This is a genomic window from Paucidesulfovibrio longus DSM 6739, from assembly GCF_000420485.1.
In the GTDB taxonomy this organism is placed as follows: Bacteria; Desulfobacterota; Desulfovibrionia; order Desulfovibrionales; family Desulfovibrionaceae; genus Paucidesulfovibrio; species Paucidesulfovibrio longus.
On the sequence record NZ_ATVA01000011.1, the window covers coordinates 331,615 to 358,112 of the forward strand.

27 protein-coding genes are annotated in these 26,498 nt (G+C 64.7%); 7 read left to right on the forward strand and 20 right to left on the reverse strand.

Going from position 1 to position 26,498, the window contains the following annotated elements; all coding sequences use genetic code 11:
• Positions 1 to 22 precede the first annotated feature (22 nt).
• Positions 23 to 868 carry a 1,4-dihydroxy-6-naphthoate synthase gene (locus G452_RS0103345; protein WP_022660843.1) on the forward strand — a complete coding sequence of 282 codons (846 nt, stop codon included), beginning with the start codon at positions 23 to 25 and terminating at the stop codon, positions 866 to 868.
• A gap of 93 nt (positions 869 to 961) precedes the next feature.
• Here the strand turns inward: G452_RS0103345 and G452_RS0103350 are convergent, their stop codons facing one another.
• From G452_RS0103350 to yjgA, 4 genes are all read right to left on the reverse strand, one after another.
• Positions 962 to 1,888, reverse strand: a complete 927-nt coding sequence (locus G452_RS0103350; protein WP_022660844.1) for a DMT family transporter — start codon at positions 1,886 to 1,888, stop codon at positions 962 to 964.
• A 3-nt stretch (positions 1,889 to 1,891) separates the two neighbouring features.
• Positions 1,892 to 2,380 carry an Lrp/AsnC family transcriptional regulator gene (locus tag G452_RS0103355; protein WP_022660845.1) on the reverse strand — a complete coding sequence of 163 codons (489 nt, stop codon included), beginning with the start codon at positions 2,378 to 2,380 and terminating at the stop codon, positions 1,892 to 1,894.
• 121 nt (positions 2,381 to 2,501) lie between these two features.
• Positions 2,502 to 2,765 carry a hypothetical protein gene (locus G452_RS0103360; RefSeq protein WP_022660846.1) on the reverse strand — a complete coding sequence of 88 codons (264 nt, stop codon included), beginning with the start codon at positions 2,763 to 2,765 and terminating at the stop codon, positions 2,502 to 2,504.
• A gap of 102 nt (positions 2,766 to 2,867) precedes the next feature.
• Positions 2,868 to 3,359, reverse strand: coding sequence for a ribosome biogenesis factor YjgA (gene yjgA / locus G452_RS0103365; protein ID WP_022660847.1), 492 nt, complete (start codon positions 3,357 to 3,359; stop codon positions 2,868 to 2,870).
• 92 nt (positions 3,360 to 3,451) lie between these two features.
• On the opposite strand from yjgA, the gene G452_RS0103370 reads away from it, so the two are divergent.
• From G452_RS0103370 to G452_RS17850, 4 genes are read left to right on the forward strand one after another with little or no spacing between them, the layout of a single operon-like run.
• Positions 3,452 to 4,579: an ABC transporter permease gene (locus G452_RS0103370; RefSeq protein ID WP_081650447.1), complete on the forward strand. Its 1,128-nt coding sequence runs from the start codon at positions 3,452 to 3,454 to the stop codon at positions 4,577 to 4,579.
• Between the two features lie 3 nt (positions 4,580 to 4,582).
• Positions 4,583 to 5,377: an ABC transporter ATP-binding protein gene (locus G452_RS0103375; protein ID WP_022660849.1), complete on the forward strand. Its 795-nt coding sequence runs from the start codon at positions 4,583 to 4,585 to the stop codon at positions 5,375 to 5,377.
• Complete coding sequence (locus tag G452_RS17845) at positions 5,374 to 6,549, forward strand: MlaD family protein (RefSeq protein ID WP_022660850.1); 1,176 nt, start codon at positions 5,374 to 5,376, stop codon at positions 6,547 to 6,549. Before G452_RS0103375 ends, G452_RS17845 begins: the two co-directional genes overlap by 4 nt.
• Positions 6,550 to 6,566: 17 nt before the next feature.
• Positions 6,567 to 7,295, forward strand: a complete 729-nt coding sequence (locus G452_RS17850) for an ABC-type transport auxiliary lipoprotein family protein (protein WP_081650481.1) — start codon at positions 6,567 to 6,569, stop codon at positions 7,293 to 7,295.
• A 147-nt stretch (positions 7,296 to 7,442) separates the two neighbouring features.
• Here the strand turns inward: G452_RS17850 and G452_RS17855 are convergent, their stop codons facing one another.
• From G452_RS17855 to G452_RS0103455, 14 genes are all read right to left on the reverse strand, one after another.
• A complete protein-coding gene (locus G452_RS17855) occupies positions 7,443 to 7,811 on the reverse strand; it encodes a thermonuclease family protein (RefSeq protein ID WP_162141267.1) in 369 nt (122 codons plus the stop codon).
• Between the two features lie 375 nt (positions 7,812 to 8,186).
• Positions 8,187 to 8,849, reverse strand: coding sequence for a ribulose-phosphate 3-epimerase (gene rpe / locus G452_RS0103395; RefSeq protein WP_022660853.1), 663 nt, complete (start codon positions 8,847 to 8,849; stop codon positions 8,187 to 8,189).
• 5 nt (positions 8,850 to 8,854) lie between these two features.
• Positions 8,855 to 9,304 (reverse strand): siroheme decarboxylase subunit alpha, encoded by a 450-nt coding sequence (gene ahbA / locus G452_RS0103400; protein ID WP_027188977.1) that lies wholly within the window; start codon positions 9,302 to 9,304, stop codon positions 8,855 to 8,857.
• Between the two features lie 259 nt (positions 9,305 to 9,563).
• Positions 9,564 to 10,760: a heme b synthase gene (ahbD, locus tag G452_RS0103405; RefSeq protein ID WP_022660855.1), complete on the reverse strand. Its 1,197-nt coding sequence runs from the start codon at positions 10,758 to 10,760 to the stop codon at positions 9,564 to 9,566.
• Between the two features lie 19 nt (positions 10,761 to 10,779).
• Entirely contained in the window at positions 10,780 to 11,751 is a 972-nt protein-coding gene (gene hemB, locus G452_RS0103410) for a porphobilinogen synthase (protein WP_022660856.1), read from the reverse strand.
• Positions 11,752 to 11,920: 169 nt separating this feature from the next.
• The gene (ahbC, locus tag G452_RS0103415; protein WP_022660857.1) at positions 11,921 to 13,126 is read right to left on the reverse strand and encodes a 12,18-didecarboxysiroheme deacetylase; all 1,206 of its coding nucleotides are present in this window, start codon (positions 13,124 to 13,126) and stop codon (positions 11,921 to 11,923) included.
• A gap of 138 nt (positions 13,127 to 13,264) precedes the next feature.
• Positions 13,265 to 14,407: an OmpA family protein gene (locus tag G452_RS0103420; protein ID WP_081650449.1), complete on the reverse strand. Its 1,143-nt coding sequence runs from the start codon at positions 14,405 to 14,407 to the stop codon at positions 13,265 to 13,267.
• 92 nt (positions 14,408 to 14,499) lie between these two features.
• Positions 14,500 to 14,838 carry a hypothetical protein gene (locus tag G452_RS0103425; RefSeq protein WP_022660858.1) on the reverse strand — a complete coding sequence of 113 codons (339 nt, stop codon included), beginning with the start codon at positions 14,836 to 14,838 and terminating at the stop codon, positions 14,500 to 14,502.
• Positions 14,835 to 15,758, reverse strand: coding sequence for a zinc-ribbon domain-containing protein (locus G452_RS0103430; protein ID WP_081650450.1), 924 nt, complete (start codon positions 15,756 to 15,758; stop codon positions 14,835 to 14,837). Before G452_RS0103430 ends, G452_RS0103425 begins: the two co-directional genes overlap by 4 nt.
• A 67-nt stretch (positions 15,759 to 15,825) precedes the next feature.
• Positions 15,826 to 17,064, reverse strand: coding sequence for a glycosyltransferase family protein (locus G452_RS0103435; protein ID WP_022660860.1), 1,239 nt, complete (start codon positions 17,062 to 17,064; stop codon positions 15,826 to 15,828).
• Positions 17,061 to 18,191: a glycosyltransferase family 4 protein gene (locus G452_RS0103440; RefSeq protein WP_022660861.1), complete on the reverse strand. Its 1,131-nt coding sequence runs from the start codon at positions 18,189 to 18,191 to the stop codon at positions 17,061 to 17,063. Before G452_RS0103440 ends, G452_RS0103435 begins: the two co-directional genes overlap by 4 nt.
• 88 nt (positions 18,192 to 18,279) lie before the next feature.
• Positions 18,280 to 18,984 (reverse strand): flagellar export chaperone FliS, encoded by a 705-nt coding sequence (gene fliS, locus G452_RS0103445; protein WP_022660862.1) that lies wholly within the window; start codon positions 18,982 to 18,984, stop codon positions 18,280 to 18,282.
• Positions 18,985 to 19,011: 27 nt separating this feature from the next.
• Complete coding sequence (gene fliD, locus G452_RS0103450; protein WP_022660863.1) at positions 19,012 to 20,808, reverse strand: flagellar filament capping protein FliD; 1,797 nt, start codon at positions 20,806 to 20,808, stop codon at positions 19,012 to 19,014.
• Between the two features lie 153 nt (positions 20,809 to 20,961).
• Positions 20,962 to 21,858 (reverse strand): flagellin N-terminal helical domain-containing protein, encoded by an 897-nt coding sequence (locus tag G452_RS0103455; protein ID WP_022660864.1) that lies wholly within the window; start codon positions 21,856 to 21,858, stop codon positions 20,962 to 20,964.
• 271 nt (positions 21,859 to 22,129) lie between these two features.
• Between G452_RS0103455 and G452_RS20365 the strand changes: the two genes are divergently transcribed.
• Positions 22,130 to 23,368, forward strand: a complete 1,239-nt coding sequence (locus tag G452_RS20365; protein WP_022660865.1) for an HDOD domain-containing protein — start codon at positions 22,130 to 22,132, stop codon at positions 23,366 to 23,368.
• A gap of 79 nt (positions 23,369 to 23,447) precedes the next feature.
• On the opposite strand, the gene G452_RS0103465 is transcribed toward G452_RS20365, so the two are convergent.
• Positions 23,448 to 24,257: an AsmA family protein gene (locus G452_RS0103465; protein WP_022660866.1), complete on the reverse strand. Its 810-nt coding sequence runs from the start codon at positions 24,255 to 24,257 to the stop codon at positions 23,448 to 23,450.
• Between the two features lie 213 nt (positions 24,258 to 24,470).
• Here G452_RS0103465 and G452_RS0103470 point away from each other — a divergent pair, with 213 nt between their 5' ends.
• Entirely contained in the window at positions 24,471 to 25,379 is a 909-nt protein-coding gene (locus G452_RS0103470; RefSeq protein ID WP_022660867.1) for a YceI family protein, read from the forward strand.
• A 37-nt stretch (positions 25,380 to 25,416) separates the two neighbouring features.
• On the opposite strand, the gene G452_RS0103475 is transcribed toward G452_RS0103470, so the two are convergent.
• Positions 25,417 to 26,475: a zinc dependent phospholipase C family protein gene (locus G452_RS0103475; RefSeq protein ID WP_022660868.1), complete on the reverse strand. Its 1,059-nt coding sequence runs from the start codon at positions 26,473 to 26,475 to the stop codon at positions 25,417 to 25,419.
• Positions 26,476 to 26,498: the final 23 nt, after the last annotated feature.

Sequence of the window (26,498 nt, forward strand, 5' to 3'; positions counted from 1 at the left end):
GTCAACGACAAAGGATTTTTGCATGCCCGCGCAGCTTTCCATAGGAATTTCCCCCTGTCCCAACGACACGTTCATCTTCGGCGGCCTCGCTCTCGGACTCATCGGCTGCGAGGCGGGCGACCTGGACTTCCGGCTGGGCGACGTGGAAGAGCTGAACAATTGGGCTGCCGGAAACGGTCCCGATGTCTGCAAGGTGTCGGTGGCCGCTGCCGCTGGGCTGCTGGACGAATATGTGCTGCTGCGGGCGGGCGGGGCTCTGGGGTGGGGCGTGGGGCCGATCTTGGCCGGGGTGCCGGGGACCAGGCTGGACGGCCTGCGCGGAAAGGTCGCCGTGCCCGGCATGCGCACCACGGCGACGCTGCTCTTTTCAATGCTCGCGGACGAGCACGGCCTCGACGTATCCTTGGAGGAAATGGTCTACAACGAGATCATGCCCTCGGTGTCCCAGGGACGCTGCCAGGCGGGGCTGGTCATCCACGAGGGGCGTTTCGTTCTGGGCGAGTATGGCCTGGAATGCTTGCAGGACATGGGCGAATGGTGGGAAAAGCGAACCGGCCTGCCTCTGCCTCTCGGCTGCATCGTGGCTCGCCGATCCCTGGGCGAGGCGCGGCTGCGCCTTCTGGACAAATGCATCCGCGCGAGCATTCTTTTGGCCAGGAATCAACTGGATGCGGTCTGGCCGTTCATCGTCCGCCATGCCCAGGAGATGGATCCCGGCGTGATTCGCGAACACATCGATACTTTCGTGACCGACTACAGCCTGGACGTGGGACAGGAGGGCGAAGGCGCGGTGGCCACGCTGTTGCGGGAGGCCGCAAAACTCAGCGGCGCTCGTCTGCCGGAAGGGAATCTGCTGCTCGGCGCATGATCGGCACGGAATTCTGTATGGCTCGGAAGCAGGAGCAACAAACGGGGCGGCTCAAAACCGCCCCGTTTTTTTCGGTAAGGGGAGCGGGGCGTTTCAGCGCGCGTCCGGGGGCAGTTCCACGGTCACTTCCGTGACCTTGGACCTGGTCTTGGTCTGGCTGACGATCACTCCGGCCAGGACCACGACGGAGGCGGCATACTGCATCGGGGTGAGCACCTCGTCGAGATAGGCCCAGGCCATGAACAGGGTCAGCACGGGAATCAGGTTCGTGAAGGCCGAGGCCTTGTGGGCCGGGATCTTGCTCAGCCCGTAGTTGTACAGGCCGTAGCCTCCCAGGGTGATGAACGCTCCCAGGTAGACGATGGCGAGGATTCCTTCGAGGGAGAATCCCTGCGGCGCGGCCGTGCTGGGCAGGAAAAGCAGCGGAAAGTAGAACAGCGTTGCCTGCACCGCCTGCACCGCCGTGAGGAACAGCGGGGGGTAGCGCACGCTCATGCGCTTGAGCATGATCATGTAGCCCGAAGCGCAGATCATGGCCAGGAACTCAAGAAAGTTGCCGAGCATGGGGTTGGGCGCGCTCTCTCCGGGCACGGCTCCGGCGGAGAGCCAGACAGCGCCGACCACCGCAAGGGCGAACCCGAACAAGGTCCGCCGGGTGATCTCCTCCTTGAGCACGAAATGCGCGCCCACGGCCACGATCAGCGGCAACAGGGAGACGATCATGCCGGCCTGGGAGGCGTGGGTCTTTTCCAGGGCCAGCGCCTCGAAGACGAAATAGAGGCAGGGTTCGCAAAGGGCCATGAAGGCCAGGAACTTCCAGTCGCCCTTCTGGTATTTGATGTTCCGGAAGTTGCGCCAGAGAAAGAGAAAGCAAAAGCTGGCCACGAACATGCGTCCGAAAATCACGACCATGGGGTCGTAGTGCCGGAAGGCCACCTTGAGCGCCACGAAGGAGCTGGCCCAGAGCAGCGAGGCCGAGAGCAGGGCGAGAACCGGAAGGGCGCCCGCGGAGATGCGCATGGCTTATTCCTCGCCCTGAAGGGCGGAAAGGGTGGGGGATTCGTCCACGTAGAGAGGCGGGTTGATCTGCTGCTTGCCGGAGCGCAGCACGATGATGGTCTGGGTGGCGCGGACCGGGGGAATGTCGTTGATGTTGGTGAGCACGTGCTCCAGGCTGGCCGTGTCCGGGCAGCGGAGCTTGAGCAGAAAGCAGGCCTCGCCCACCGTGTAGTGCACCTCGACCACTTCCGGGATGCGGGCGAAAGCGGCGGCAGCCTCTTCGGAACGGCGCATCTCCTGCAAATAGACCTGTGCGAAGGCCAGCACCTGCATGTTCAGCGCTTCCGGAGCCAGCTCCACGGTGAAGCGACGGATGATGCCGCGCTTTTCCAGGCGCTTGATGCGCCCGTGCACGGCCGCTGCCGAAAGCCCCACCAGCTCGCCGAGGCGGGCGTTGGTGGTGCGGGTGTCTTCCTGAAGAATGTTAAGAATCTGCTTGTCAATGGCGTCCATCGTTCAATCATCCTCCGATGGGGCAGGCAATAGATCAGTTTTCTGCGGAAGGCAATGACTGAAGATCAAAAAAAAGCGGCCCCGAAGGGCCGCCCGTGCGCTGCGTGGGGAAAAAGCTGTTTCAGAAGCACATGGCCACGAGGTTGAAGGGCTTGTAGCCGTTGTCCGGGTTGAGGGCGTAGCGGCAACCGAGGGTGCAGTCGTCGCGCTTGTTCACGATGTCCTGGTCCGAGCCTTTGTAATGGGGACATTCGTTGTTGTAGCAGACCAGGACCACGCCCCAGCCGCTGTCCGGCGGAGCCAGCCAGGCTTCCATGGGCTTGCCGCAATGCGGGCAGTCGTGGTCTTCGAGGACGGTCTCGATTCCTGCGTATGTGAAGATCATCTCGTTCTCCTTGTTGGTGTATTCGCCTTTGTACAGATAAGACCTCTGACCAGCGCGTCAACCCATGCGGACGCGGTAATCCGCCGATGGGCCGAACGCTTTTCAGCTCTGCGATGCCTCCCGCAGGGCGCGGAACAGGGCGCGGGCGTTCTTGGGCGGCTTGCCTTTGGCGCGTTCCTGGCGCGCGTTGCGCAGCAGGCTGCGCAGGTGCTGCCGGTCGGCCTCGGGATGGGAGTCGAAAAACTCCTCCAGGGGTTCGTCTTCGCCGTCAAGGAGCCTGTCGCGCAGGCGTTCCAGGGCCTTGAAGGCCGCATTGGCCTCGGCCGTGGCCGCGCCCCTGCTGTCCAGGAATTCCATGATCGGTTCCGGGTCCAGGGAGCGCATCAGCTTGCCCACGAACTGGTTCTGGCGTCTGCGTGCTTCGTGCTTCGTGATGCGCCGCAGCTCGTCCAGGGCGTCGAGCAGGTCCGCGGGCAGGTCCAGAGGGCGCAGTTCTTCGCGGGTCAGCGCGGAGAGGCGTTCGCCCATGTCTTGAAGGGCAGTCATGTCCCGTTTTTTTTGGGATCGGCTCTTTGGAGCCTTGAATTCTTCCATGCCGAATCTCTAGCCGAGGCCGTCGAGCCTGTCCAGCCCGCGTTGCCTTGATCGTGACCGTGAGCTATCGTTGCCGGCGGAGGATTTCATTCATGGCGAACCGGCTTTCCGGGCAACGACGCGCAGATGCTGAGAGCGCATGCGCCGCGCGCATTGAACGCGGGGGCGCGGGGGACGTCCTGCGCCTTGACGGGCGGCTGGACGCAGGAGCTGTGGCCCGCTGCTGGAACGACATCGTTCCCCAGGCCGGGCCGGAGCTCCTCGTGGACGCCTCCGGTCTTGCGGATCTCGACGGCGCGGGCATGGCCCTGCTGCTGACCCTGCGCCGGGCGGGCGCGAAGCTGGAAGGGCTGGCGCCGCGCTTCGAGGAGCTTCTCGGCCTTGTGCCGCTGGACGCCCTGACGCGGGACAGCGGAGATTGCCGGCGCTGCGGGCTGGCGGAGCGCGTCGGCCGTTCCGCGGGCAGCGCCTCGCGCGACCTGGGGACGCTCGTCTCCTTCGTGGGCGAGTGCGGCCTGGCGCTCTGGCAGGCCGTTCGCCATCCGCGCAGTGTGCGCCGCCGCGACGTTCTCGACGCCATGACCGCCGTGGGGGTGGACAGCATGCCCATCCTGCTGCTCATCGGCTTTCTCATGGGCCTGATCATGTCCTTCCAGTCCGCCGTGAGCCTGGTCCGTTTCGGCGCGGTCATCTTCGTGCCGAACATGCTCGGCCTGGTCATGTTCCGCGAGATGGGCGGGTTGATCACGGCCATTCTGCTCGCGGCGCGCTCCGGCTCGGCCTTTGCCGCCGAGATCGGGACCATGAAGGTCAACGAGGAGCTGGACGCCCTGGTCACCATGGGCCTTTCCCCCATGCGTTTCCTCGTGGCCCCGAAGGTCATCGCCTCGGTGCTCATGGTCCCGTTGATGACCTTGTTCTTCAATTTCGCGTCTCTTGCGGGCGGCGCCCTGGTCATGCTTTCCATGGGCTTTCCGCTGGCGACCTTCACGGGACGGGTCTTCGCCAACACCACGGGCATGGACGTGGGAGGCGGACTGCTCAAGGCGCTGGTCTTCAGCGTGCTCGTGGCCGGGGCGGGCTGCATGCGCGGCATGGGCACGGGAGCCGGGGCCGGGGCCGTGGGCCGCTCCACCACCGGAGCCGTGGTCAGCGGCATCATCCTCATCGCCGTGGCGGACGGGCTTTTCGCCGTGGCTTTCTACCTCCTGGGAATCTAGCGCATGGACCAGGCCGGAATCGAACCCGTCATCCGCGTGCAGGGCCTAGTGGCCGCCTACGGCGAAACCGTCATTCTCGACAACGTGAGCTTTGACGTGAATTCCGGGGAAATATTCGTGATACTGGGCGGGTCTGGCTGCGGAAAATCCACGCTGCTCAAGCATATGATCGGCCTGCGAGCCCCGCGCCGAGGCAAGGTGCTCATCGGGGGAAGCGACGTGGCCGCGGCCGAGGGAACCGAACGGGACGCGATTTTGCGGCGCATCGGCGTCATGTATCAGAGCGGCGCGCTGTTCGGGTCCATGAGCCTGCTGGAGAACGTTTCCCTGCCGCTGGAGGAGTTCACGGACCTGCCTCCGGACGCGGTGCGGGCCACGGCGCTCATGAAGCTGGGGCTGGTGGGCCTCGGAGGGGCCGCAGGGATGCTTCCCGCCGAGATCAGCGGCGGCATGCGCAAGCGGGCGGCCATCGCCAGGGCCATGGCCCTGGATCCTCGGATTCTGTTTCTGGATGAACCCTCGGCCGGGCTCGATCCCGTGACCTCCGCGGAACTGGATGATCTCATCGTCCGGCTTTCGCGCACCCTGGGAGCGACCTTCGTGGTGGTCACGCATGAGCTGGACAGCATTTACGCCATTGCGGACCGGGTGATCATGCTCGACAAGCGCACCCGCCGGATCGTGGCCCAGGGGGATCCTCGCGAGCTTCGCGACCACGCCGACGACCCGGAGGTGCGGCGGTTCTTCCTGCGCGGCAGAACCGAATCGCATGTCGCCGAAACCGGAGAAAGGACATGAGCCGGCAACGTTATCATCGACTGGGGCTGTTCATCATCGGAGGCACGGCGCTTTTGCTCTTCGTGGTCTTCGCGCTCGGGGCTGGCCGTTTTCTCAATTCCTCCATCAAGCTGGAAACGTATTTCAACGAGTCGGTCAACGGACTGGAAGTGGGCTCCCCCGTGAAGTACCGGGGAGTCAAGATCGGCACCGTCTCGCACATCGGCTTCGTCATGGGCCGCTACACCTCCGTGGCCGAAAGCGACTACCGCTACGTGCTCGTGGAGTGCGAGCTGTCGGACGACTCGTTCCTGAACCGCCCGGAGGCGGAGATCGCCGATCAGATCCAGGAGGACGTGAAGCGCGGCCTGCGCATCCGGCCCACCTCCGTGGGCATTACGGGACAGCTTTTCCTGGGTATCGATTACCTCGATCCCGCGAGCAACCCGCCTCTGCCCATCACCTGGGAGCCGCGCAATTTGTACATTCCTTCCGCGCCGAGCACCCTCAGCCGCCTGGAAGAGGCGGTCACGCGCATGAGCGAGGCCGTGGGCGGCATCGACAGGGAAGATGTCGAAGGGATTCTCAAGGGAGTGCGCAAGGTGACGGACAGCCTCGGCAGTTTTCTGGAAAAGGCCGACGCCAAGACCCTGGGCGAACTGCTGGCCGCCAACCTGGAGCAGACCGAGGGCATCTTCGCCAGCGTCAACCGCCTTCTGCGCGACCCCGAAGCCGTGAAGCTCCTGCCCAACGCCTCGCTGGTCATGGGCGACCTGCACGGCATCCTGGGACGGGCAGGCGAGGACATCGTGGCCACCGCTGCGGACATGCGCGTGACCTTCGCCGCGCTCAAGACCGCGTCGATCCAGCTGGAGCAGGCGCTTCGCCAGCCGGGTACGGACTTGCCCACCTTGGCGAAACGTGTGGACGAGGCCACGGGCGAGGCCGCGGCCGCCTCGGCAAAGCTTCACGAACTGCTCAACCGGATCAACGGCGTGGTGGCCGGACAGCAGGGCAACGTGCAGGAAATTTTGGAAGGCTTGCGTCTGCTCGTGCAGGATCTGCGCGAGATCACCCAGGAGGCGCGGCGCTATCCCTCCGGGATGCTCTTCGGCGAGCCGCCCGCGCGGGAGCTGCCGGAGGGGCATCAACGTGCAGCGGAGCGGCCTGGGAGCGCGGGAGACAAGCAATGAACACGGAAGCGAAAAAAATGAACGGGAAGAGATGCCGGAACGCGGCGGAAAGAGGCGTGGAGAACTGCCGGGCAGGGCGTGCGGCCCGTGCATGCCGGAGTCGGGGCGCGGTTTTCCTGGCGGGGTTGATCGCGGTGCTGGCGTTGGGTCTGGCCTTGTCCGGCTGCGCGGGGCTGAAACGTCCGGCCGTGGAAAAACGGCACTTCGACCTGCGGCCGGAGCGAGGCGAGCGCGTCGCCGCCCCGCAGGGCGCGCCCAATCTGAGACTGCGGCGCGTGCAGGTTTCTCCCCTGTGCAGCGGCAGGGAAATGGTCTTCCGCTCCGGTCCGGGGGCGTTTGCTTCGGACTATTACAACACTTGGTTCGTGCCTCCGGCGGACATGCTCAGCCAGGGGCTTCGCCAATGGCTGGACGGTTCCGGCCTTTTCGCCCACGTGCTCGACGGCGCGAGCCTTGCCGGGGCCAGCCTGGCGCTTGAGGGCACCGCCAATGCCCTGTACGGCGATTTTTCCGGGGATGCGCCCGCCGCTGTGGCCGAAATGCAGTTCCTGTTGTTGAACGAAGCCACCGGTCATAACGAAATCGTCTTTTCCGGCAGTTACGAAGAGCGCGTTCCTTTGACCTCCGAGGCCCCGGCGGAACTCGCCGCCGGTCTGCGGCAGGGCGTGGCCGCGATTTTCGCCCGGCTGGAATCCGACCTGGGCAAGGTGCCGGACCTGGCCGCCGGGGGGCAGGCGGCCCGTTGAGCTTTCCACGGGGGGACTTCGCCGTGTCTTGCCCGTTGAGCACGCTTCTTCGCCGGAATGGCATGCGCGTCGATTGGCCGACGCGGGCGTTCTCGTTCGCGAAGAGGCTGCACCGGCATTGGGCGTCGCCTGTTCGGCCAGACGGCGTCACCAGCCCTTGCGGCCGCCGTCGTAGGGCTTTCCCAGGCCAGCGCGGATGAGCATCTGCGCGAGATCCTCTCCGTCCACGCTGATGTCCGCCACGATGCGGAAATACTTTCCCCGGCGCACGTTGCGCAGTTGCAGCACCCGGCAGCCCGACAGGACGGCCCGGACCAGTTCCCGCGCCTGCACGGCCATGCGGCGAATCTCCGGGCGTTTGTCCCGGAGTTCCGGAGTGTCGCACCCGGCCAGCCTGACGGAAATCTCCCTCCCCACGATGTCCGGATAGCCGGGGATGTCCACCACGATGGTGTCCCCGTCCACCACGCGCAGAAGCCGAGCCTGGAGATGGCCGTAGATTTGGCCGCCTGACAATGCGGCGGAAGGGAGGACGCAGGATGCCAACACCAAGAGTGCGGCGAGCCAGCGTGTGCGGTTATTCTTTTTGTTCAATATTCTATGGTGTTATGGTTTAAAAAACATGTCAGAAATAGCCTTCGGGGAGGCAGGGATATCTTGTGTCCTCCCGTTACAGTTCATGCCATATTTTGACAAATAGCATATTGTTGTCAATAGGCTTTTGTCAGATCCGAAATAAAACATGCACTATATGCGTTATTTATAATGCGCAAAAAAGGCCCCTGCCGAAGCAGGGGCCTTTGGGGGGCAAAAAAAGGAAGGGCGAGCTCTTCCGGCGCGGTGCATTCCGGCGCCGCAGCCCGGTTTCGCCGCCGGGGAAGCTGGACGAAATCAGGCCCAGGCGGCCTCGAAAGCCTTCAGCCGTTCGGCGTAGGGCGGGAACTTGAAGAACGCCGAGCCGGAAACGAGCACGTCCGCGCCCGCCTCCACGAGGGATTTGCAGTTCTCCAGGGTCACGCCGCCGTCCACCTGGATCAGGGCCTTGCTGCCCGCCGCGTCGATCATGGCGCGCAGCTCGCGGATCTTGTCCATGCAGAAGGGAATGAATTTCTGGCCGCCGAAGCCGGGGTTCACGCTCATGATCAGAACCATGTCGAGCTGCGGCAGCAGGTATTTGACGGCGTCCAGGGGCGTGGCCGGGTTCAGGGACACGGCGCATTGCACGCCCCGGTCCGCGATGGCGGCCACGGCGCGTTCCAGATGATGCGTGGCCTCGGCGTGCACGCAGATCAGGTCGCAGCCCGCGTCCGCGAATTCGTCGATGTAGCGTTCCGGCTTTTCGATCATCAGGTGCGTGTCGAAAAAAAGCTTGGAGTGTTTGCGCATGGCCTTGATGACCGGGGGGCCGAAGGTGATGTTCGGCACGAACAGTCCGTCCATGACGTCCAGGTGCGCCCATTTCAGGCCGGCTGCCTCCAGCGCCTGCAACTCGTCGGCGAGCCTTGCGAAGTCGCAGGAAAGCAGCGAAGGGGAAAGAACGATCTCTCGAGCCATATCGGCTAGTCCTCCACGTTGAAATCGACTTTGATCTTGAACATCTTGTCCGCGGGAAGGTTGAGCACCTTGATGCCCGTTTTGGCGCTGATCTCCGCCAGGGTCGCCTCCACATCCTCCCAGTCCGGGCCGATGTAGGTGAACCAGACGTTCAGCTCGTTCTCGCGCAGGTAGTTGTGCGTGACGCCGTCGTACCGGTTCACTTCGGCCACGAATTCGTCCAGCTTCTCCTCCGGAACCTTGGCCGCGCAGAGCGTGGAGCGCCAGCCCAGCTGCCGGGAGCCGAAGTTCGCGCCGATGCGCCGGATCACGCCGCTGTCGCGCAGGCGGTTGACCCGCTCCAGCGTCTCGGACTCGGAAAGACCCACCTGCTCGCCCACCACCGCGTAGGGGCGTGGGGCAATAGGGAACTCCGATTGGATGATATTCAGGATTTTGCGGTCAAATTCGTCCATTTCGTGCATCGTGTTCGCCTCCGGCGGCCAGGGGGGAAACCCCCTTTTGAAAAAGGGGGCTTTCCCCCCTGGACCCCCCTTCCCCTAAAACTTTTATGGGTTTTGATGCGGCTGCGCCGCATCAAAACAGAGGGGCTGAAATCTGCTTCCCCTGTCCGCGATCCCGCCTTGCGCGTCAGCGCAAGGCCGATAAAAGTCTTTGGAAAGGGGGTCCGGGGGAAGAACCTTTCTTCAGAAAGGTTTTCCCCCGGCAAATTCTTTACGCCTTCGCCTTTTTCTTCGGCTGATACGAGCACAAGGGCTCTTCTTCCAGGTAATGCCCGCGCATGGTCTGGGCGCGGGCGCGGCAGCCGCCGCAGACGCGTTCGTATTCGCAGTGGCCGCATTTGCCCTGGTAGACTTCGGGGTTGCGCAGATTCAGGAACTGCTTGGACTTGCGCCAGATTGCCGGGAAGGGCGTCTCGCGCACATTGCCGCAGTCCAGTTCCAGGTAGCCGCAGGGCTGGACCTGTCCGGTATGGGAGATGAAGCAGAAGCCCACGCCGCCGAGGCAGCCGCGCGAAACCGCGTCCAGGCCGAAGTTCTCGAAGGTCACGGGAATGCCTTCCTCCTTGGCCCGCTGGCGCAGGATGCGGTGGTAGTGCGGGGCGCAGGTGGCCTTGAGCAGCATGTCGGTGGTCTTCTGGAAGTCGTAGAACCAGTTGAGCACGTCCTCGTATTCCTGGGCGGAGATGATCTCCGTGCCCAGTTCCACGGCGCGGCCCGTGGGCACGAGCAGGAAGATGTGCCAGGCGGACGCGCCGATGCGTTCGCAGAGCTGGAAGATGTCCTTGAAGAGATGCAGGTTGTTCTTGGTCACCGTGGTGTTGATCTGGAATTCGATGCCCACGTCCTTGAGATGCTGGATGCCGCGCATGGAGGCGTTGAACGCGCCCTGCTCGCCGCGAAATTCATCGTGCTGTGCGGCTTCGGGCGCGTCGATGGAGATGGAGCAGCGTTCCACGCCCGCTTGCTTCATCTTCTGCGCGGTCTCGGGCGTGATCAGCGTGCCGTTGGGGGCCATGACGCAGCGCAGGCCCTTGGCCTTGGCATAGGCGATCAGCTCGTACACATCGTGTCGCATCATGGGCTCGCCGCCCGTGAAGATGATGATCGGGTTGCCCACGTCCGGGAAGGTGTCGATGAGGGCTTTGGCTTCCTCGGTGGAAAGCTCGCCCTCGTAGGGTTCGGGGTGCGCCTCGGCCCGGCAGTGCTTGCAGGCGAGGTTGCAGGAGCGGGTCACTTCCCAGGCGATCAGGCGGCAGGCCGGGGTGCCGTCCTCCAGCTTCATGACGGGCTTCTTGCCGGGATGCTCGTGCGCGCCGTCCATGCCGCCGGGATGTCCGGCCTGGGGCTGGGAGCCCGCCGGATGCCCGCCGGGGTGTCCGCCGGGGTGTCCTTGATTGGGATTGCTCATTTGTATCTACCTGAAAAAATTACAGCGTTTTTAAAACATCTTCCGTGAAGTAGCTCAGGATCAGATCGGCTCCGGCCCGCTTGATGGAGGTGAGGGACTCCATGACCACCGCCTGTTCGTCGATCCAGCCGTTCTGGGCGGCGGCCTTGATCATGCTGTATTCGCCGGAGACCTGATAGGCCGCGATGGGCATGTCGAAGGAGTCGCGGACCTGGCGGATGATGTCCAGGTAGGCCAGGGCGGGCTTGACCATGAGGATGTCCGCGCCCTCGAAGGCGTCGGCCGCGGCTTCGCGCATGGCCTCGCGGCTGTTGGCCGGGTCCATCTGGTAGGTCTTGCGGTCGCCGAACTTGGGGGCGCTCTCCGCGGCCTCGCGGAAGGGGCCGTAGAACGCGGAGGAATACTTCACCGCGTAGGACATGATCGGCAGGTTCGCGTGGCCGCCTGCGTCCAGGATGTCCCGGATGGCCTGCACCCGTCCGTCCATCATGTCGGAGGGGGCGACCATGTCCGCGCCCGCCTCGGCGTAGGAGAGGGCCGTGCGGGCCAGGAGATCCAGGGTCGGGTCGTTGAGCACGTCCCCGTCCTTCACGATGCCGCAATGGCCGTGGGAGGTGTATTCGCAGAGGCAGACGTCCGGGCAGACGAGCAGCTGCGGCCACTTGTCCTTGATCATGCGGATGGCGCGCTGGACGATGCCGTTGTCGTCGTAAGCGCCGCTGGCCTTTTCGTCCTTGTGCGCGGGAATGCCGAAGAGCATCAGGCTGCGCAGGCCGGAGGCCACTGCCTCGCCCACCTGCTTTTCGAGCTGCTTCAGGCTGAGCTGGAACTGCCCGGGCATGGACCCGATGGGTTTGCGGAAGTCCTTGTCGTCCGTCTCGGCGACGAAGTAGAGCATCATCAGATCCTGGGGACGGATCTCCGTCTCGCGGACCATCTCGCGGAGGGTCGCGCTGCGGCGCAGTCTGCGGCCACGGTGAAATTCGGACATGGCAACTCCTCTAGGGACGGCGGGAGGGCGGGGAGAGGGGGAGGCTCGTCCCCACGGGAGCGCGGTCGCCCTCCCGGTGCTGGCCCCGGCCGGGTCGGCGCGGGGCGGAAAACGGGAACGCCGGCCGGAAATCCAGAATGCGTCGGATTTCCGGCCGGCGGATCAGTCATCAGTCCTTGACGCCCACGGGCTCGCCGCTGATCTCCTCGTCGGTGAGGTAGCAGGCGGGATCCTGGGCCCAGAAGTCGCCGTAATAGGCTTCGGCGCGGGCGCGGAAGTTGCCGCCGCAGATGTGCAGGAAGCGGCAGTCGGCGCAGCGGCCCTTCACGTGGGGACGCTTGTCCTTCATCTTGTGCAGCAGCTCGATTTCAGGATCGTCCCAGATCTGGGAGAAGGGGCGTTCGAGCACGTTGCCGAAGGTGTGGTGGCGCATGAACTGGTCCGCATGCACGGAACCGTCCCAGGAGATGCAGCCGATGCCGCGTCCCGTGGAGTTTCCTTCGTTCCACTGGAGCAGCTCCAGCACCTCGGCGGCGCGCTTGGGATCCTCGCGGAGCATGCGGTAGTAGAGGTAGGGCCCGTCCGCGTGGTTGTCCACGGTGAGCACTTCCTTGGGCAGGCCCTTGTCGTAGAGGGCCTTGGTGCGGTCCATGATCAGGTCCACGACCTGGCGGGTTTCCGCATGGTCGAGGTCTTCCTTGATCAGCTCGGAGCCGCGCCCGGAGTAGACCAGATGGTAGAAGCAGATGCGGGGGATGTCGCGCTGCTCGATGAGGTCGAAGAGATGCGGAATCTCCATGGCGTTGCGCTTGTTGATGGTGAAGCGCAGGCCGACCTTGAGCCCCTCGGCCTGGCAGTTGGCCACGCCTTCGAGCGCTTTCTTGTACGCGCCCTTGACGCCGCGGAACTTGTCGTGGACCTCTTCGGCCCCGTCCAGGGAGATGCCCACGTAGGACAGGCCGACTTCCTTGAGTTCCTTGGCCTTCTTCTTGGTGATCAGGGTGCCGTTGGTGGAGATGACCGCGCGCATGCCCTTGCCGGTCGCGTACATGGCCAGCTCGGTGAGGTCTTCGCGCACCAGGGGTTCGCCGCCGGAGAAGAGGATCACGGGCGCGCCGTAGGCGGCCAGGTCGTCGATCATCTCCTTGGCCTTGGCCGTGGAAATGGGATCCTCGTGGGCGCTGGGGTCCACGGCGTGCGCATAACAGTGCACGCATTTGAGGTTGCACCGCTGGGTCATGTTCCAGACCACCACGGGCTTTTTGTCCTTGGAGAACTGCAACAGGTGGGAGGGCAGCTTGCCCGACTCGCGCCCATAACGCAGGGCGTCGGAAGGCTCCACCGAGCCGCAGTAGAGTTTCGAAATGCCGATCATTGCCTTACCTCGCTTTGAAGTGGGACCATTGCGGTATCATAAAAGGCCCAGGCAGAAAAGTCGAAAAGAGCCGTCAAAAAAAGGGGAGGAACGCATCCTCCCCTTTCTAGTAAGCCGTGACAGCGGGCTGTCAACCGCTCATTGCGCGAGGCGCACCTCCACCCGGCGGTTGAGCTGCTTGTTCGCCGGCGTGGTGTTCGGCACCAGCGGCTCGGATTCGCCGCGCCCGTCCGTGGCCAGCAGGGCCGGGTCGATGCCGTGCCGCTGCACGAGATAGCTCTTCACCGCGGCGGCGCGCCGTTTGGAAAGTTCCAGGTTGTACTGATCCGAGGCGTCCGAATCGGTGTGCCCGATGATCAGAACCTTGCGGCCCTTGAGTTTCGGCGAATTCAGCGCCTGGCCAAGCTCGTCCAGGTTGGCGAAATATTCCGGACGGATGGTGGCCTTGTCCACGTCGAACTCGACCTTGATGTAGACGCTGCCCGTCGTCGCTCCCAGCTCGTCGGCCAGGTCCATGCTGCGGACGGACGCGCCCTGGTCGGTCTGGTTCGCGTTTTCGTCCGGCGATGCCGTGAGTCCGTCCACGATTTCGTCCGCGGTGGAGGCGAAGCCGAGGCGGCGCGGGTCCACGGGCGGCAGCCAGGAACGCAGGGGCACGGCCATGTCCGCGGCGATGGCGCGGGTGATGGAATAGAGCGGCGAGTCCGGCATGCGGGTGCGCGTCATCCAGAGCACCCAGTCCTTGTTGCGCTCGAATTCGATGCGGCCCGTCTGTTCCATGGACACGAGCATGTTTCCGCTGGCCACCTCGTAGATGTCGCAGCGGATGGTCAGGGCGGAATCGTCCACGGTGCCGCCCGCGTAGAGATAGGGCACGGAGGGAAGCACGAGCATGTCCGCGCCGCGCCGCCGGGCCTCGGCCAGGGCGGATTCGCGGCCCCGGTAGACCAGCTCGTCGGGCAGGACCAGGGTCGGGAAGACCGGCTCCTCGGACCAGGCGTCCTGGAACACGCGGGCCAGGCTGCGACCCAGCTCGATGCGCGCCGGGATGGTTTCGCGGATCCACATGGGGAACATCAGCGCCTTGACCGGGGAATGGAGCCGTTCCACGGGCCGGACGTACACATGCAGATTCGATCGGTCCACTGCGGCGTCCGTGACGATCTGGGTCTGCTGGGTCAGGGACGGCTGAACGTAGTTGCAGGCTCCGAGCAGGGCGCAGAGCAGCAGGACCGGGAGCAGGACAGGGGCGCGGCCAGGGCGGCGACTGGGGTGCTTCATTGTTTTTCCCTTGAAATCCGTATTGATGAATCGGCGACAAAACGCCGACGGTCACGGTCTTATGCGGGAATCAGAAGCAAGATGCGTACCGCCTATTGCAGCAGGCGGGTGGGGGAAGGCGCGGACTGGATGGATTCGAGCAGTTGGCGCTTGGAGTGCAGCAGACCCTGCCGGAGCATCAGCCGCTCCTTGGCGGACATCTGTCGGAAATTCGGCTCTGCGGCGATGCGCGCGAGCTTTTCCGCCTCCAGGTGAATGTCGCGGATGACGGCCTGCACCGAGGACTCGCCGGGGCAGGACTGCGCGGCGCACAGGGCCAGTGTCCGCAGTTCGGCGGCCATGTCCAGAAACACGCTCGGCTTGATCTGGCGCTGAAGCTGGCGGCGGGAGGCCAGGGAGCGGAAAACGTCGCGGATTCGGTTCAGGATCACTGCGCCGCTCCGGGATGGGGCATCTGCAAGGTGGTGAAGTAGAGCATGCCCACGACCCCGGCCACCAGGGCCACGGCCAGGACCACGCGCCAGGGCTGGGTCCGGTGGATGGCCGCGCAGCCGATGATGGAGATGGGCAGGCTCCAGAGCCAGCCCACGAGGTAGCCGTAGGGCAGCACGCTGAGAATCAGGGGGGCGTAGGAGTATGCCGTAGCCCGGAAGGTGGCCTCAAAGCCGCGCGGCGCGGCGCGCAGCAGCACGAGCACGCCGTGGAGCACTCCGGTGCTGAGGAAGAGGTTGACCACGAACATCATCGGCAAGACCCCGAACAGGAAGAGCGGGTCGGCCTGACCCGCGCCCACGTCGGTGTCGAGCATGGTCATGCCCGGCGCCAGCTTGGAAAGGGCGGGCAGTCCGGCGAAATTCCAGAACAGGCTCAGGATCAGGTAGAATTCGAAGAGCAGCAGCGCAAAGACCAGAGGCCGCGCCAGTCCTTTTAGGGGCATGACCTCGAAGAACAGCCGGGGCGAGAGCATGGCTCTTTTGATGGTCTGCGCCATGCCGGGGAAGAATCCGTAGTGCTCCAGGTCTTCGAAGGGCGGCAGCAGATCCGGGATTCCCGCTTTGACTTCGTGCAGGGGAACAGGTCCGGACGCGGGGCGGTCATGCAGATGCCCGTCCGGTCCGTAGAAGCGTTGCGGCTGTTCCTGAGCCTGCTCCTGGGGCTTTTCAGCTTCCGAAAGCTGGAAATCGTCCGCGTCGAGGCTGCGGAAACGGAATTTCTCGCCGCATTTCGGGCAGGTGGCCATTTCGCTGCGTTCGGGGATCTTTTCGTCCGGTATTTCCCGGCTGAATCCGCAATGGGGGCAATTGATCTGCATGCTCATGGTTGCGCCGCTCGGAGCGGGCGTCTGTTTCATGTTCTCTGTATCAATGGCGTCTCATACGTGAGATCGCGCGGGGACGCAACCGGATCCGGCCGGCGCGTCAGGCCGGGAACTGCGGCAACAGCAGCACTTGAAGCTCGTTGCAGAGCAGGTTGGCCCGTCGGAACCGCGACAGAGGCAGGTTGGGGAACTCCTCGTTGAGCCTGTGCCGCAGCTTGCCCCCGGAGGCCTTGTCGAAAAGCGCCAGCTTTTCGCGCAGGGCTTCCGGCTTTTTGTGCAGGTGGGAATAATGCAGGATGGGCGCGTCGAGCACGAGGCCCGTGCGTCCGGAAATCCCGGTCAGGCGCTCATGCACCGGGTTTTCGAAACGCAGTCCCGGCTGGTTGCGGAAGAGCCGAAGCTGCTGGTCGGGCCAGAGGCCGTAGCCCGCGCGGCAATGCTCGGCGTCCGGGGTGAAGGTCAGGCGCGGGAAGAACCAAGCCTGGACTCCGCGCACAGGAAAGAGGCCGGGCAGGAGCGTCCAGTGGTCCTCGGAGAACCGTTCGTCTCCATCCAGAAAGAGCACCCATTCGGCGGAGCACTCCGCGAGCATGCGGTTGCGCTGGGCGGCGAAATCTCCGTTCAGCGGCCGGGCGAACTGGCGCACCGGGCAGGCCGCGCTGATCGGCTTCTGGGGAACAGTATCCGCGTCCCAGATCACGATCAGTTCCTCGACCCAATCCGGGAATTGGGCGAAGAATTCCTCCAGACGCGGCTCGTCCGGATGCAGGACGCAGGCTGCGGAAAGGGACGGAGCCTGGACGGCGAAATGGCCGAAGGGGGTGCCGTTGATGGCTGCGTGGGGCTTGGCCAGGGTCAGGGTGCGTTGCAGGGACTGGCAGACCTCCCGTTCGTCCGGCCGAAGTTCCGGGTTCAGCTGGATGAGCGCGTCCGCAGGCAGGGCGTTTCCCTGCGCCAGCAGATGGACGATGGCCCAGGGCGAGGAGTCGGCCAGGAGCTGGACCGGGCCGTCCGGAGTGCGCCAGCCCGCGTTGCCCGCTTCGAGCACGCCGCGCGCGCGTTCCGGGGAAAGCTCGCAAACCGTGAGCGCGGCTTCCGCGGGCAGGGATTGGGAAAGAATTTCGACCAGCTTTCCAGAGCCGAGCCCCAGGAGCACCAAATGCCGCTTGCGGCTTTTCTCCAGGAGCCGCAAAAAGCGTTCGGCGGCCTGTTCCAGCTCCTCGGACGCGGGGGGCGCGGGCGGGGCTTCGGATTGCGGGGAGTCCTGCCAGGCGAAGGAGAGGATCTCGTCGGTGTAGGCGGCGAAGAGGTGCTTTTCGGAGTGCTTTTCAGGGCTCACGGGGTCTTTCCTTTGGCTTGGTTCGCGAGAATTTCGTCGTAGATGGCTTCCAGTTGCAGGGTCACGGTTTGCGCGCGGTAGAGCCGGGCGGCCTTTTGGCGTCCGGCCTCGCCCATGCGCCGGGCCAGCGCCGGATCGCCGAGCAGCCTGGCCACGGCCAGTCCGTATTCCTCGGCGTTTTCCGCCACGAATCCGGTCACCTCGTTGTCCACGAGTTCGACTTGGGCGTTGTCGCGCGGGGGCGGGCAGGGGTGCGTGACCACGGGCAGGCCGCAGGCCATGGCCTCGGCGATGACCAGCCCGAAGGACTCTCCCGTGTCGTTGGCGTGGGCCAGGACCGAGCAGCCGCCGTAAAATGCGGCCAGCTCCGCGTCCGTGCGCACGGGCGGCAGAAAGCGGACGCGTCCGGAAAGGCCGTTCCGGTCCACCCAGGCTTCGGCTTCGGGAATGCCGCCGATGATCCGGTATTCGAGGTTCGGCGCGGCGCGCAGGGCGTGGGGCAGAAAATCCAGCGCCAGGGGGGACCACTTGCCCTTGTCCGCGCGCGAGACGCGGCCGACCACGGGCCGCGAGAAATCCGGCCCGGCGGGCAGGGCCTGCGCGAAATCCGGCCCGGCGGGCAGGGCCTGCGCGAAATCCGGCCCGGCGGGCAGGGCCTGCGCGAAAAAGTCGGTGTCCACGGGATTGTAGAGCACGCCGTAGGCGGGCGGTTCGACCGGGACGCCGTGCAATGCCGCGAAGCGTCTTGCGCAGAAGTGGGAGACGAAGAGGTGGCGGGTCACGGCGCGGCCGGACGGGCTGGGATCGAAGCGGCCGAAAACGTTGGTCTCCACCACGGGAGCGCCGTAATTGCGCAGCGGCCGCATGAGTTCCGGTTCGGGCCAGCCCGCGCGGTGCACGTGCACGAGGCGCGGCCGGACCCGCTGAAGCACCTGGAACAAATCGGGCTGGATGTGCGTGGCAACGCCCGCGGCGCGAAGCATCTCCCCGCGCTCGCCGTCGCGCGGGCTGTAGACGACGGCTTCCCAGCGGCGGCTCAGGTGGGTGGCGAAGAGCTGCATCACCTTTTCCGTGCCGCCGAGGCCGAGGGACTTGGCGATGTGCAGAACGCGGATCGGTTCGGACATGGTTGCAAAACCACATGGCTCATTTCGCGGGTCTTGGCAAGACGATCCCGCAAAAGAGAAACGGGCCGGAACTCGTCCGGCCCGTTGGTTAGAGCGAATTGTTGTAGGCGGAAGCTGCCCGCTGCCGAAGCAGGTTCACCGACTTGGAGAGCGAGGTCTGGGCCGGTTGCTGTTCCTTTTGCGGCTGCTGCGGCTGGGCCGGTTTCGGCGGGGCCGCCTGGGGCTTGTCCGCCGGGGACTTGTCCGCCGGGGGCTTGGCCGCGTCCGGCTGCGCCTGCGCCTTTCCGGTTTCGGGCCGGGGCGGTTGCGCCTGGGGCTGCGCGGGCTGCTGCGTCGCTTCGGCATTCTGCTGCTGCGCCGCTGCGGCCGCTCCCATGGCGGCCATGCGGTTCAGACCGGCCATGGCCTGTCCGTTGGCGCGCTTTTCCGCTTCCGGCACGATCTGGGCGTAGGCGGAGCGGATGTTGGTCAGGATGTTCAGCACCTCGTCGATCATGCGCACGTCCATCTTCAGGTTGGCCTTGGCCAGCCGGATGTTGCAGAACATGTACAGCGAGTCCAGGTTGTCCGCCAGCTTGCCGCCCTTGTCGCGGTTCAGGCTGTTGGCCAGCTCGCTGATGATGTCCATGGCGCGCGAGATCAGGATGCCCTTCTTGGCGTAGTCCTTGGCCTCGATGCGTTCCTTGGCCTGCTTGAGAAACTTGATGGCCGCGTCGTAAAGCATGACCAGCAGTTGTCCCTGGGAGGTGGTGGTCACCTGGGTCGCGAGGTAGGCGTGTGCGGCCTTGCTCATTCTTCACTTCCTCCGCTGACGTTTCGGTTAGGAGCTGGACAGTTGGCTGATCTGGCTTGTGAGCTGCGCGGATTGCCCTTCGTAGTTGCCGAGCAGGGCGTCGAGCCGGGCGAACTTTTCACGCAGATTGCGTTCCATCTGGTCGATGCGGTTTTCTTCATAGGCGATCTTGTCATCGATCATGTCCATGATGTCTTCGTAGTTGTCTTCAAGGATGTGCAGGGGGCCTTCGGTCTTGTTGGTCAGCGCCTTGAGCTCCTTGACCATTTCTCCGGTCTTGCCGCGCTTGAGCACGGCCAGGGGATAGTCGTCTTCGCTCGTGCCCGAGGGAGGGTAGGTGCCCTGGGCGAGGTTGAGGACGTTGAGCACCAGACCGGCCGAGGGGTTCTGCTCCACCTTCCTGTCGCCGATGTTGATCTTGTGGGACTGCGACGTGATCTGGTGGGTCGTGTTGTCGATCCCTGCCGGGTATCCGTTGATCCAGGCTTCGGTGATGTTGCCGCTGGCGTCCACCGAGTACTTGACCTTATACGAACCGGCCTCGGTGATTCCGTCGATGTGCGAATAGTAGCTGACGTTGTTGGTATTGTAGACGCCGCCCTCGTCCTTCGCGCTGAACAGGCGGGCCACGGCGTCCGTGTCCGCGTTCAGGGCGATATCGAGCTTTTCCTCGTCGAGCACGAGCAGGCCCGCCGTGGGCGAGTTCTCGTCCGCGTCGGTGAGGATGCCGATCTGGGAGAGCGAGGATATGACGTCGCCCTGCGGCGTGCTCCCGGTGTCGTCGTAGTAGAAGAAGCCCAAGCCCTTGTCCGCGACGATGCTCTTGAGCTTCTGGGAAATGATGTCCACGCCGTAGTTGCCTGTGAGCAGCGAGCCCGTTTGCTTCACGGAGTCGAACTTGGTGATGCTCTGGATGTACTTGCGGACCTCGTTGACCTGGGTCACGAAGGTGCGCACGTTTTCCTTCAGGGATTCCCGGTCCGTGTCCACGATCAGGGAGATGTCCGATCCGGGCGCGGCGCCCCTGAGGTTCAGGGTCAGGCCGTCGATGATGCCCGTGACCGTGTTCGAGGCGTTGGAAATCCAGCTGCCCGAGGGCCAGCCGTTGACCCGAATCTGGGAGTTCTGGTTGATCTGGGTCTGGTCGAAGTCCCCGGATGTGAATCCCGTCAGGGTGGTTCCCGCGCCTATGGAAAGATCGGCGTCCGCTCCGAGGTCCATGCCCCGGAACTGGAGAAACGATTCCGTGCCGTTGGAAATGATGCTGGCCTTGACTCCGGGGTTTTCCGGGTCGTTGTTGATCAGGTTCTTCAGGCCTTCGAGCGTGGTGTCCTTCGGGACGCTGAGGGAATAGTCGGTTCCCTTGTAGTTGTATGCGAAAACGCGGCTTCCGCCGGAGTTCAGCACGGTGTCCGTGGCCGCGTAGCCGTTCTGGTTGGTCAAAATGGCGTTCTGGGCGAGCTGGTTGACCTGCACGGTATGCGCCGCTGCCTGCGCCGAGCTGTCCGCCGTGGCGGTGAGCACGCTGCTGGAGGTGCTGGACACGCTCTTGGTCATGAACTCGTTGATGGTGTCCATGCCTTCCAGCGTGGTCTTCAGCGAGAGCATCTTCGTGTTCAGCTCTTTGAAGGCGTCCACCTTGGACTGCCAGGAGGCCTTCCATGTCTCGAGACTCGTGACGCGGTTGCGTTCGACCTTGATGAGCCCGTCGATCAACGAGTTGAAGTCCGTCCCGTTGCCGAGGCCTGCGAAGTTGATCTGGCCGGAGGCATACGACGAAGTGGTCGCGGTATCCAGCGAACTGGCTGATGCGGCATAACTCATGAGTGTCCTGCCTTGGGCAAAATTTTCCGGGTCTGGTTATCCGCTCCAGAGGTTGCAAGTGAAGTGCCAGGAAAGAGAAGGGCCGGACCGCCCCGTGAGGCGATCCGGCCTGCCTTGGCTCGCCCTTGGCCGGGTCGAGCGTTCCGTTCAGCCTTAGCCGCCGATGAGCTGGAGGGCCATACGCGGCAGCGAGTTGGCCTGGGACAGCATGGCGACCGCGGACTGGGTCAGAATCTGCGAGCGGACGAACTCCGTCATTTCGCTGGCCACGTCCACGTCCGAGATGCGGGACTCGGCGGCCGACAGGTTCTCGGCCTGGACGTTCAGCGTGGTGATGGTGTTCTCCAGACGGTTCTGCAGAGCTCCCAGGCTGGCGCGGATCTTGTCCTTGGACACGATGGCGTTCTTCAGGGCCACCAGGGACTGCTGGGCCAGGGCCTGCGTGGAGATGGAGCGGCCGTTGGCGGTGGTGGCGCCGAGGCCGACACCCAGCGCGGAAGCGGTGGAGGTGCCGATGGAGACGTAGTAGTAGTCCTCGGCGCTGTCGTTCTCGGTTCCGAAGTGGACCTTCAGCGGACCGGAAGAAACCAGCCCGGCGCCGCTGTGGGCGGAGTTCGCGCCCGAAAGGTTGCCGTTGAGCAGGTAGATGCCGTTGAAGTCGGTGGAGTTGGCGATACGGGTGATTTCCGAAGCCATGGCCTGATACTCGGAGTCGATGATCAGACGCTGGGCCGAGGTGTAGGTACCCGTGGAGGCCTGCTCTGCGAGTTCCTTCATGCGGATGAGCTTTTCGTCGATGACGCCGAGGGCGCCGTCCGCAGTCTGGATCAGGGAGATGGCGTCGTTGGCGTTGCGCACGCCCTGCTGGAGAGCCTTGACGTCGGCGCGCATCAGCTCGCGAATCGCCAGACCGGCGGCGTCGTCGGCCGCGGTGGTGATGCGCAGGCCCGAAGACAGGCGCGCGGTGGACTTGCTCAGCGCACCGTAGGACGAGCTCAGGTTGCGCGCGGCGTTCATGGCCATCAAGTTGTGGTTGATAACGAGGGACATGGTTTCCTCCTTGAAATGGTTTCGGCTTCCTTGCCTGTTGGATGTGGGCGATTCTCCGCCGCCCATTTCCGTCTTGAGTTGCTTTAGTTATCGACGGCAGCCTAGAAAACTTTAGAGGAATGAATGTTCTTTTTATGCACGTTTCGCGTTGCGGCGGGCTGGGGCGAAGGCGCGGGCGGGGCGGCTCCGCGCCGGGGAACTTGGCACGATACGTGCTTTTCTTCGTGTGCGCGTCGTTTTGCCGACGCCGATTCACTCGAAGGAGAGACACATGCATCAAGATCATCGGCCGGGACTTGACCTCCGGCTCCGTTCCAGCTCCGGCGTTTCGACTTTTGCGGGGCGTTCCGCCTGTTCGCAGCCGCCCGCGCAGAGCGGGGACGAAAGCGCGTCCCTTGCGCTTCGCCCCTTGCAGCCTCCCTACGACGTGGATGCGCTGTTTCGCGACATGGACGCCCTGGCGCGCGAAAGCCCGGAACGGGACGAGGCGCTCCGGGAGCGCGGCAGAAGGGTTCTGGTGCAGGCCCGCGAGGCCGTGAATCTCGCCTACAGGCATAATTTCCCGCTGCATCCCTTCCTGGTCGAATCGAGACATTGCGCTCTGGAACAGGCCGTGCGCGACATCCTGGCGGGTCGTTCGCACACCGTACCCCAGGACTTGGCCGCCGCAACGGAATCGGATCCGGCGGCGCGCATCGCGGCGGGCGTCGAGCGGGCGCAGTTTTCCGAAGAATATTTCCGCATCACCGAAGCCATGAACGCCAAGGTCAGCAACGCGGCCCGCGTTGCCGAGGCGGTATCCAAGGACGGCCTGCTCTCCGCCATGCTCCTGCGGCTGGTGAACAGCCCGTTCTACGGCCTTGGCTCGCACGTGGACACGCTCCAGCGGGCCGTGGCCTTCACCGGGTTCAACGAGCTTTCCGCCCTGGCTCTGGCTGTTTCAGCCGTGCGCCATTTCCGCTCCGACGAGGACGGCGGCTCCGTTCCTGCCGGATTTTGGCGGCGGTCCATCATTTGCGGCGTGCTTGCCAAGCTTTTGGCGCGCCGCGCCGGATTGAGCGGGGAATGGTTCTTCGTGGCCGGGCTGCTGCACGACATGGGCGGGATCACGGCCCGGCGAGCGGTTCCTGTTCTGTTCGGGCAACTGGCCGAGACGATCCGCCGGGGCGACGCGCATCCGGAAAAGGCCGAAGCGCTCCTGCTCGGCAGATCGACCGCCGACATCGGCGCGAGTCTGCTGCGGCGCTGGGGCATGGTCGAGGAGCTGGCGGGGCTGGTGGAGAATCGCCGCGCGCCGGGCCGCGTGGGCTATGAGCCCGGCGTGTGCGTGCTGCACCTTGCGGAAATCCTGGCGACGGCCATGACGGTGGCCCTGCCCGAAACCATGGCGCTGCCGCGCCTGGATCCGCTGGCGCTGGAGGCGCTGGGGCTGGCCCCCTGCGAGCCTGCGGGCCTGCTGGAGCAGGCCGTTGAGGACGCCGCCGGGGTGCTCGGCGCGCTCTTTTCCTGACCCGCCGAATCATCATATATAAAGGACGCCGCCCCCGGTCCGGGAGCGGCGTCCTTTTTTCATTCGTCGGTGGGGGTCGCTAGAAAAGGCTCTTCACGCTGTCCACGGCTCCGCCGACGCCTTCCTTGGCTCCCTTGGAGACGCCATCGACAGCGCCGCCCGTCTGGTCGATGACCCATTCGCCGCCCTTCATGGCGAAATCTCCGGAGTTCTTGAAAGCCTCCTCCATGCCGGCATAGAGCCCCTTGACGATGGCGGCAGCGGCCTCGGCCGGGCTGGCGCCGCCGCTGTCCTTGCCGATGTCCGTGAGGTGGATTTCCGGCAGGTCGAGGGTCAGGCCTTCGCCGGGCAGTCCGGTGATGTCGGCGGTGATCGCGCCTTCGCGGATGTAGACGTTCTCTATGATGATTTTCTTTTCAGGCCCGGATCCGGCAGCGGGCTTTTCCGTCTCGGTACCGGCGGGCTTGGCCGCGGCCTTGTCGCCGCCGGTCGATTCCTTGATGTTCTTCAGCAGCGCTTCGAAGTTGTCCGTCTTGCCCTGGGTCTCGTAGGCGATCTTCGGAGCCTGGATCACGATCTCGTGGATCAGGATCGTGTCGGAAAGCAGGGAGTCGCGGTCCAGCTTGACGCTGACCACGCCCACGGAAAGCAGTTCGCGGGGCTTGAAGCCGCGGTTCACGGGGTTGCCCACGCGCAGGCCGTTCAGCGAACCGGAGCCGGAAAAAAGCCCGATGTCCGCGCCTTCCAGAACCACCTCGGTCTGGGTGACCTTGGGGCCGAATTCGTTGACCGCCATCTTGACGATGGAGTCCACGTTCAGCAGCACGTAGGCCAGGATGCCCGCCACCAGAATCACCAGGGCCGCCGCACCGATAATGATCTTTTTCATTTTCTACCTCGCTGGGGTATTTGAATATTTCCTGGTATCTACCCTAGCCTGGCGAGCACCGCAAGCAGGCGGAGGAAAATTGCCGTCAATCTTCGGCGGCGCATGGGGGGGGACGCGGAAAATTCACGAAGCCGACGTTGCCGCGACGGGCAGGGACGTGTACATTCATGCCATTCATCCTTCAGCTGGGCCTTTTGCCCAAGGAGTCTCGACATGCCCGTCATCAGCGCCGACACTCTCCGCAACCGCCTGCAACAGGGCGAGAATCTGCTCCTGGTGGACGTGCTTTTCGAAGCCCAGCACGAACGCAGGCGACTGCCCGGAGCGCATTCCGCGTGCGTCTACAACGTCACCTTCCTGGACCAGATGGCCGTGCTGGTGCCCGACCGAGAGGTTCCCCTGGTGGTCTACGGCGCGGGCGATCCGGACCGTTCCGCTCTTGTGGCCGAGCGCAAATTGATCGAGGCGGGCTGGACCAGCGTGTACCGTCTCGAAGGCGGCATCGACGCCTGGGCTGCCGCGGGCGGGGCTCTGGAAGGAACGGACACGAGCGCCGACAAGGATCTCGAGCGCCTTTTCCTTCCGGAAGAGCGCGTCTATTCGGTGCTCCCCGAAGAAAGCGCGGTCGCCTGGGAAGGGCGCAACAAGGTCGGCTCGCATCAGGGCGTCCTGGCCTTGGCCGGAGGGGAGCTCGAATTTCTCGCAGGCCGCGCGGACGGCGAGTTCCGGCTCGACATGCGCAGCATTGAGGACAAGGATCTCACGGACGACGAGCTGCGGCGGACGCTTGTCGCCCATCTGCTCTCGGAGGATTTTTTCGACGCGAAGAATCATCCTTTCGCGACCTTGCGCGTCAGCCGGGCCGAACCCAACGACGCCGAGCCGGGCAGGCCGAACTTCCGGCTTTCAGGAATGCTGGAGATGCGCGGGGTCAGCCGTCCCTTCGGCTGCGAGGCCACCCTGGCCAACCTGGAAGAAGGGCGCATCGTGGTGGAGGCGCATTTCGACCTGGACCGCACGCATTGGGGCGTGAATTACGGATCGGGCTCGCTGTTCCGATTCCTTGGCTACCATCTGGTCTACGACATGGTCAGCGTGCGCGCCCGGCTGGTGCTGGCCTGACGCCGCTCGCGGCCTGGGCGGGACAGGTGCGGCCTGTTCAAATCCGAGGAAAGCGCGGCCGGGCGAAATGGCGAAGACGGTTCGCGTTCTGGAATCCGTCGGCTTCGTCCTGCGGCGCATTTTTCTGATTCGTTCCTGCTTCCGCGCTGAAGTCCGCGCCGAGGCCCGTGTCCAGGCCCGGCCCGCGCCCGATGACGCCCGAAGGATCCGCGTCGCCGAAGGCCGCTGGTTCAAGCGCCGCGCAGAGCCGCACGGTTTTTTGGCTCGCTTCCTCCATGAGTTCTTCTATGGAAGCCGAGCGGGGTTCGCCCGTGACGGGGTGGAGATAGGAAATCCGGCCGCTCAGGAACTCCAGGATGGGTGCTGCGGAGGCGGCGTCGGGATAGAGCAAGGCCAGGATCTCGCGCGGCAGGCGCGACTTCTGCGGCAGCAGGGGCCGGAGCCGGGCCAGGGCCGCCCCCAATGGTGAGAGCGCCAGGAACTGCATTCGGGAAAAGGTGCGCCACGCGCGCCGCAGGGCCGCGTTCACGCCGCCGTTGCCGTTGCCTGAGAGCACGCCCAGGAAATCCAACGGCGCCAGGGGCACGGGGTCGCACGATCGCAGGAGACGCGTCAGGCGGCGGGAGCGCAGTTCAGCGCGGCTGCCCGCCACGGCGAGGTCCAGGCAGCTTTCCAGGAGGCGGTGGCGCTCCACGGCGCCTGGTTCGCCGAAGTAGTCCCCGGTGAGATGGAAGACCATGGGGTGCAGGGTCGCGTCCGCGCAGAGGTGGGAGGCGAGGCCGACTAGGAAGGCGCGGGCCTCCTTCGCTTCGGGGGAGCCATTCAGGGCGGCGGCGTGGGCGGCCTGGGCGCGGAGCAGGGCGTGCGTGTCGCGGCCTTTCTTGCCGTGCAGCAGGTGGGGCAGCTCCAGGAGCGACTCGGATTCTTCCCGTCCCGGCGTTTCCAGGTAGTACGGCGCGTCGTGAAAAACAGACCCCAGCAGCAGGGCGGCGCGGACGCGGCCTTGCAGAGGGACCAGATCCGCGCCGAAGCGGGTTCCGGCCAGCAGTCCGGCGCTGCGTTCCGCGATGCGAAAATGGGTGTATTCTTTTGGCACGGGGCGACCATACGCCGGATTGC

Bases quoted from the DNA above. Each gene is read 5' to 3' on its own strand.
- G452_RS0103345 (WP_022660843.1), top strand. From the start codon at position 23: ATGCCCGCGCAGCTTTCCATAGGAATTTCCCCCTGTCCCAACGACACG.
- G452_RS0103350 (WP_022660844.1), bottom strand. From the start codon at position 1,888: ATGCGCATCTCCGCGGGCGCCCTTCCGGTTCTCGCCCTGCTCTCGGCC.
- G452_RS0103355 (WP_022660845.1), bottom strand. From the start codon at position 2,380: ATGGACGCCATTGACAAGCAGATTCTTAACATTCTTCAGGAAGACACC.
- G452_RS0103360 (WP_022660846.1), bottom strand. From the start codon at position 2,765: ATGATCTTCACATACGCAGGAATCGAGACCGTCCTCGAAGACCACGAC.
- yjgA (WP_022660847.1), bottom strand. From the start codon at position 3,359: ATGGAAGAATTCAAGGCTCCAAAGAGCCGATCCCAAAAAAAACGGGAC.
- G452_RS0103370 (WP_081650447.1), top strand. From the start codon at position 3,452: ATGGCGAACCGGCTTTCCGGGCAACGACGCGCAGATGCTGAGAGCGCA.
- G452_RS0103375 (WP_022660849.1), top strand. From the start codon at position 4,583: ATGGACCAGGCCGGAATCGAACCCGTCATCCGCGTGCAGGGCCTAGTG.
- G452_RS17845 (WP_022660850.1), top strand. From the start codon at position 5,374: ATGAGCCGGCAACGTTATCATCGACTGGGGCTGTTCATCATCGGAGGC.
- G452_RS17850 (WP_081650481.1), top strand. From the start codon at position 6,567: ATGAACGGGAAGAGATGCCGGAACGCGGCGGAAAGAGGCGTGGAGAAC.
- rpe (WP_022660853.1), bottom strand. From the start codon at position 8,849: ATGGCTCGAGAGATCGTTCTTTCCCCTTCGCTGCTTTCCTGCGACTTC.
- ahbA (WP_027188977.1), bottom strand. From the start codon at position 9,304: ATGGACGAATTTGACCGCAAAATCCTGAATATCATCCAATCGGAGTTC.
- ahbD (WP_022660855.1), bottom strand. From the start codon at position 10,760: ATGAGCAATCCCAATCAAGGACACCCCGGCGGACACCCCGGCGGGCAT.
- hemB (WP_022660856.1), bottom strand. From the start codon at position 11,751: ATGTCCGAATTTCACCGTGGCCGCAGACTGCGCCGCAGCGCGACCCTC.
- ahbC (WP_022660857.1), bottom strand. From the start codon at position 13,126: ATGATCGGCATTTCGAAACTCTACTGCGGCTCGGTGGAGCCTTCCGAC.
- G452_RS0103420 (WP_081650449.1), bottom strand. From the start codon at position 14,407: ATGAAGCACCCCAGTCGCCGCCCTGGCCGCGCCCCTGTCCTGCTCCCG.
- G452_RS0103430 (WP_081650450.1), bottom strand. From the start codon at position 15,758: ATGAAACAGACGCCCGCTCCGAGCGGCGCAACCATGAGCATGCAGATC.
- G452_RS0103440 (WP_022660861.1), bottom strand. From the start codon at position 18,191: ATGTCCGAACCGATCCGCGTTCTGCACATCGCCAAGTCCCTCGGCCTC.
- fliS (WP_022660862.1), bottom strand. From the start codon at position 18,984: ATGAGCAAGGCCGCACACGCCTACCTCGCGACCCAGGTGACCACCACC.
- fliD (WP_022660863.1), bottom strand. From the start codon at position 20,808: ATGAGTTATGCCGCATCAGCCAGTTCGCTGGATACCGCGACCACTTCG.
- G452_RS0103455 (WP_022660864.1), bottom strand. From the start codon at position 21,858: ATGTCCCTCGTTATCAACCACAACTTGATGGCCATGAACGCCGCGCGC.
- G452_RS20365 (WP_022660865.1), top strand. From the start codon at position 22,130: ATGCATCAAGATCATCGGCCGGGACTTGACCTCCGGCTCCGTTCCAGC.
- G452_RS0103465 (WP_022660866.1), bottom strand. From the start codon at position 24,257: ATGAAAAAGATCATTATCGGTGCGGCGGCCCTGGTGATTCTGGTGGCG.
- G452_RS0103470 (WP_022660867.1), top strand. From the start codon at position 24,471: ATGCCCGTCATCAGCGCCGACACTCTCCGCAACCGCCTGCAACAGGGC.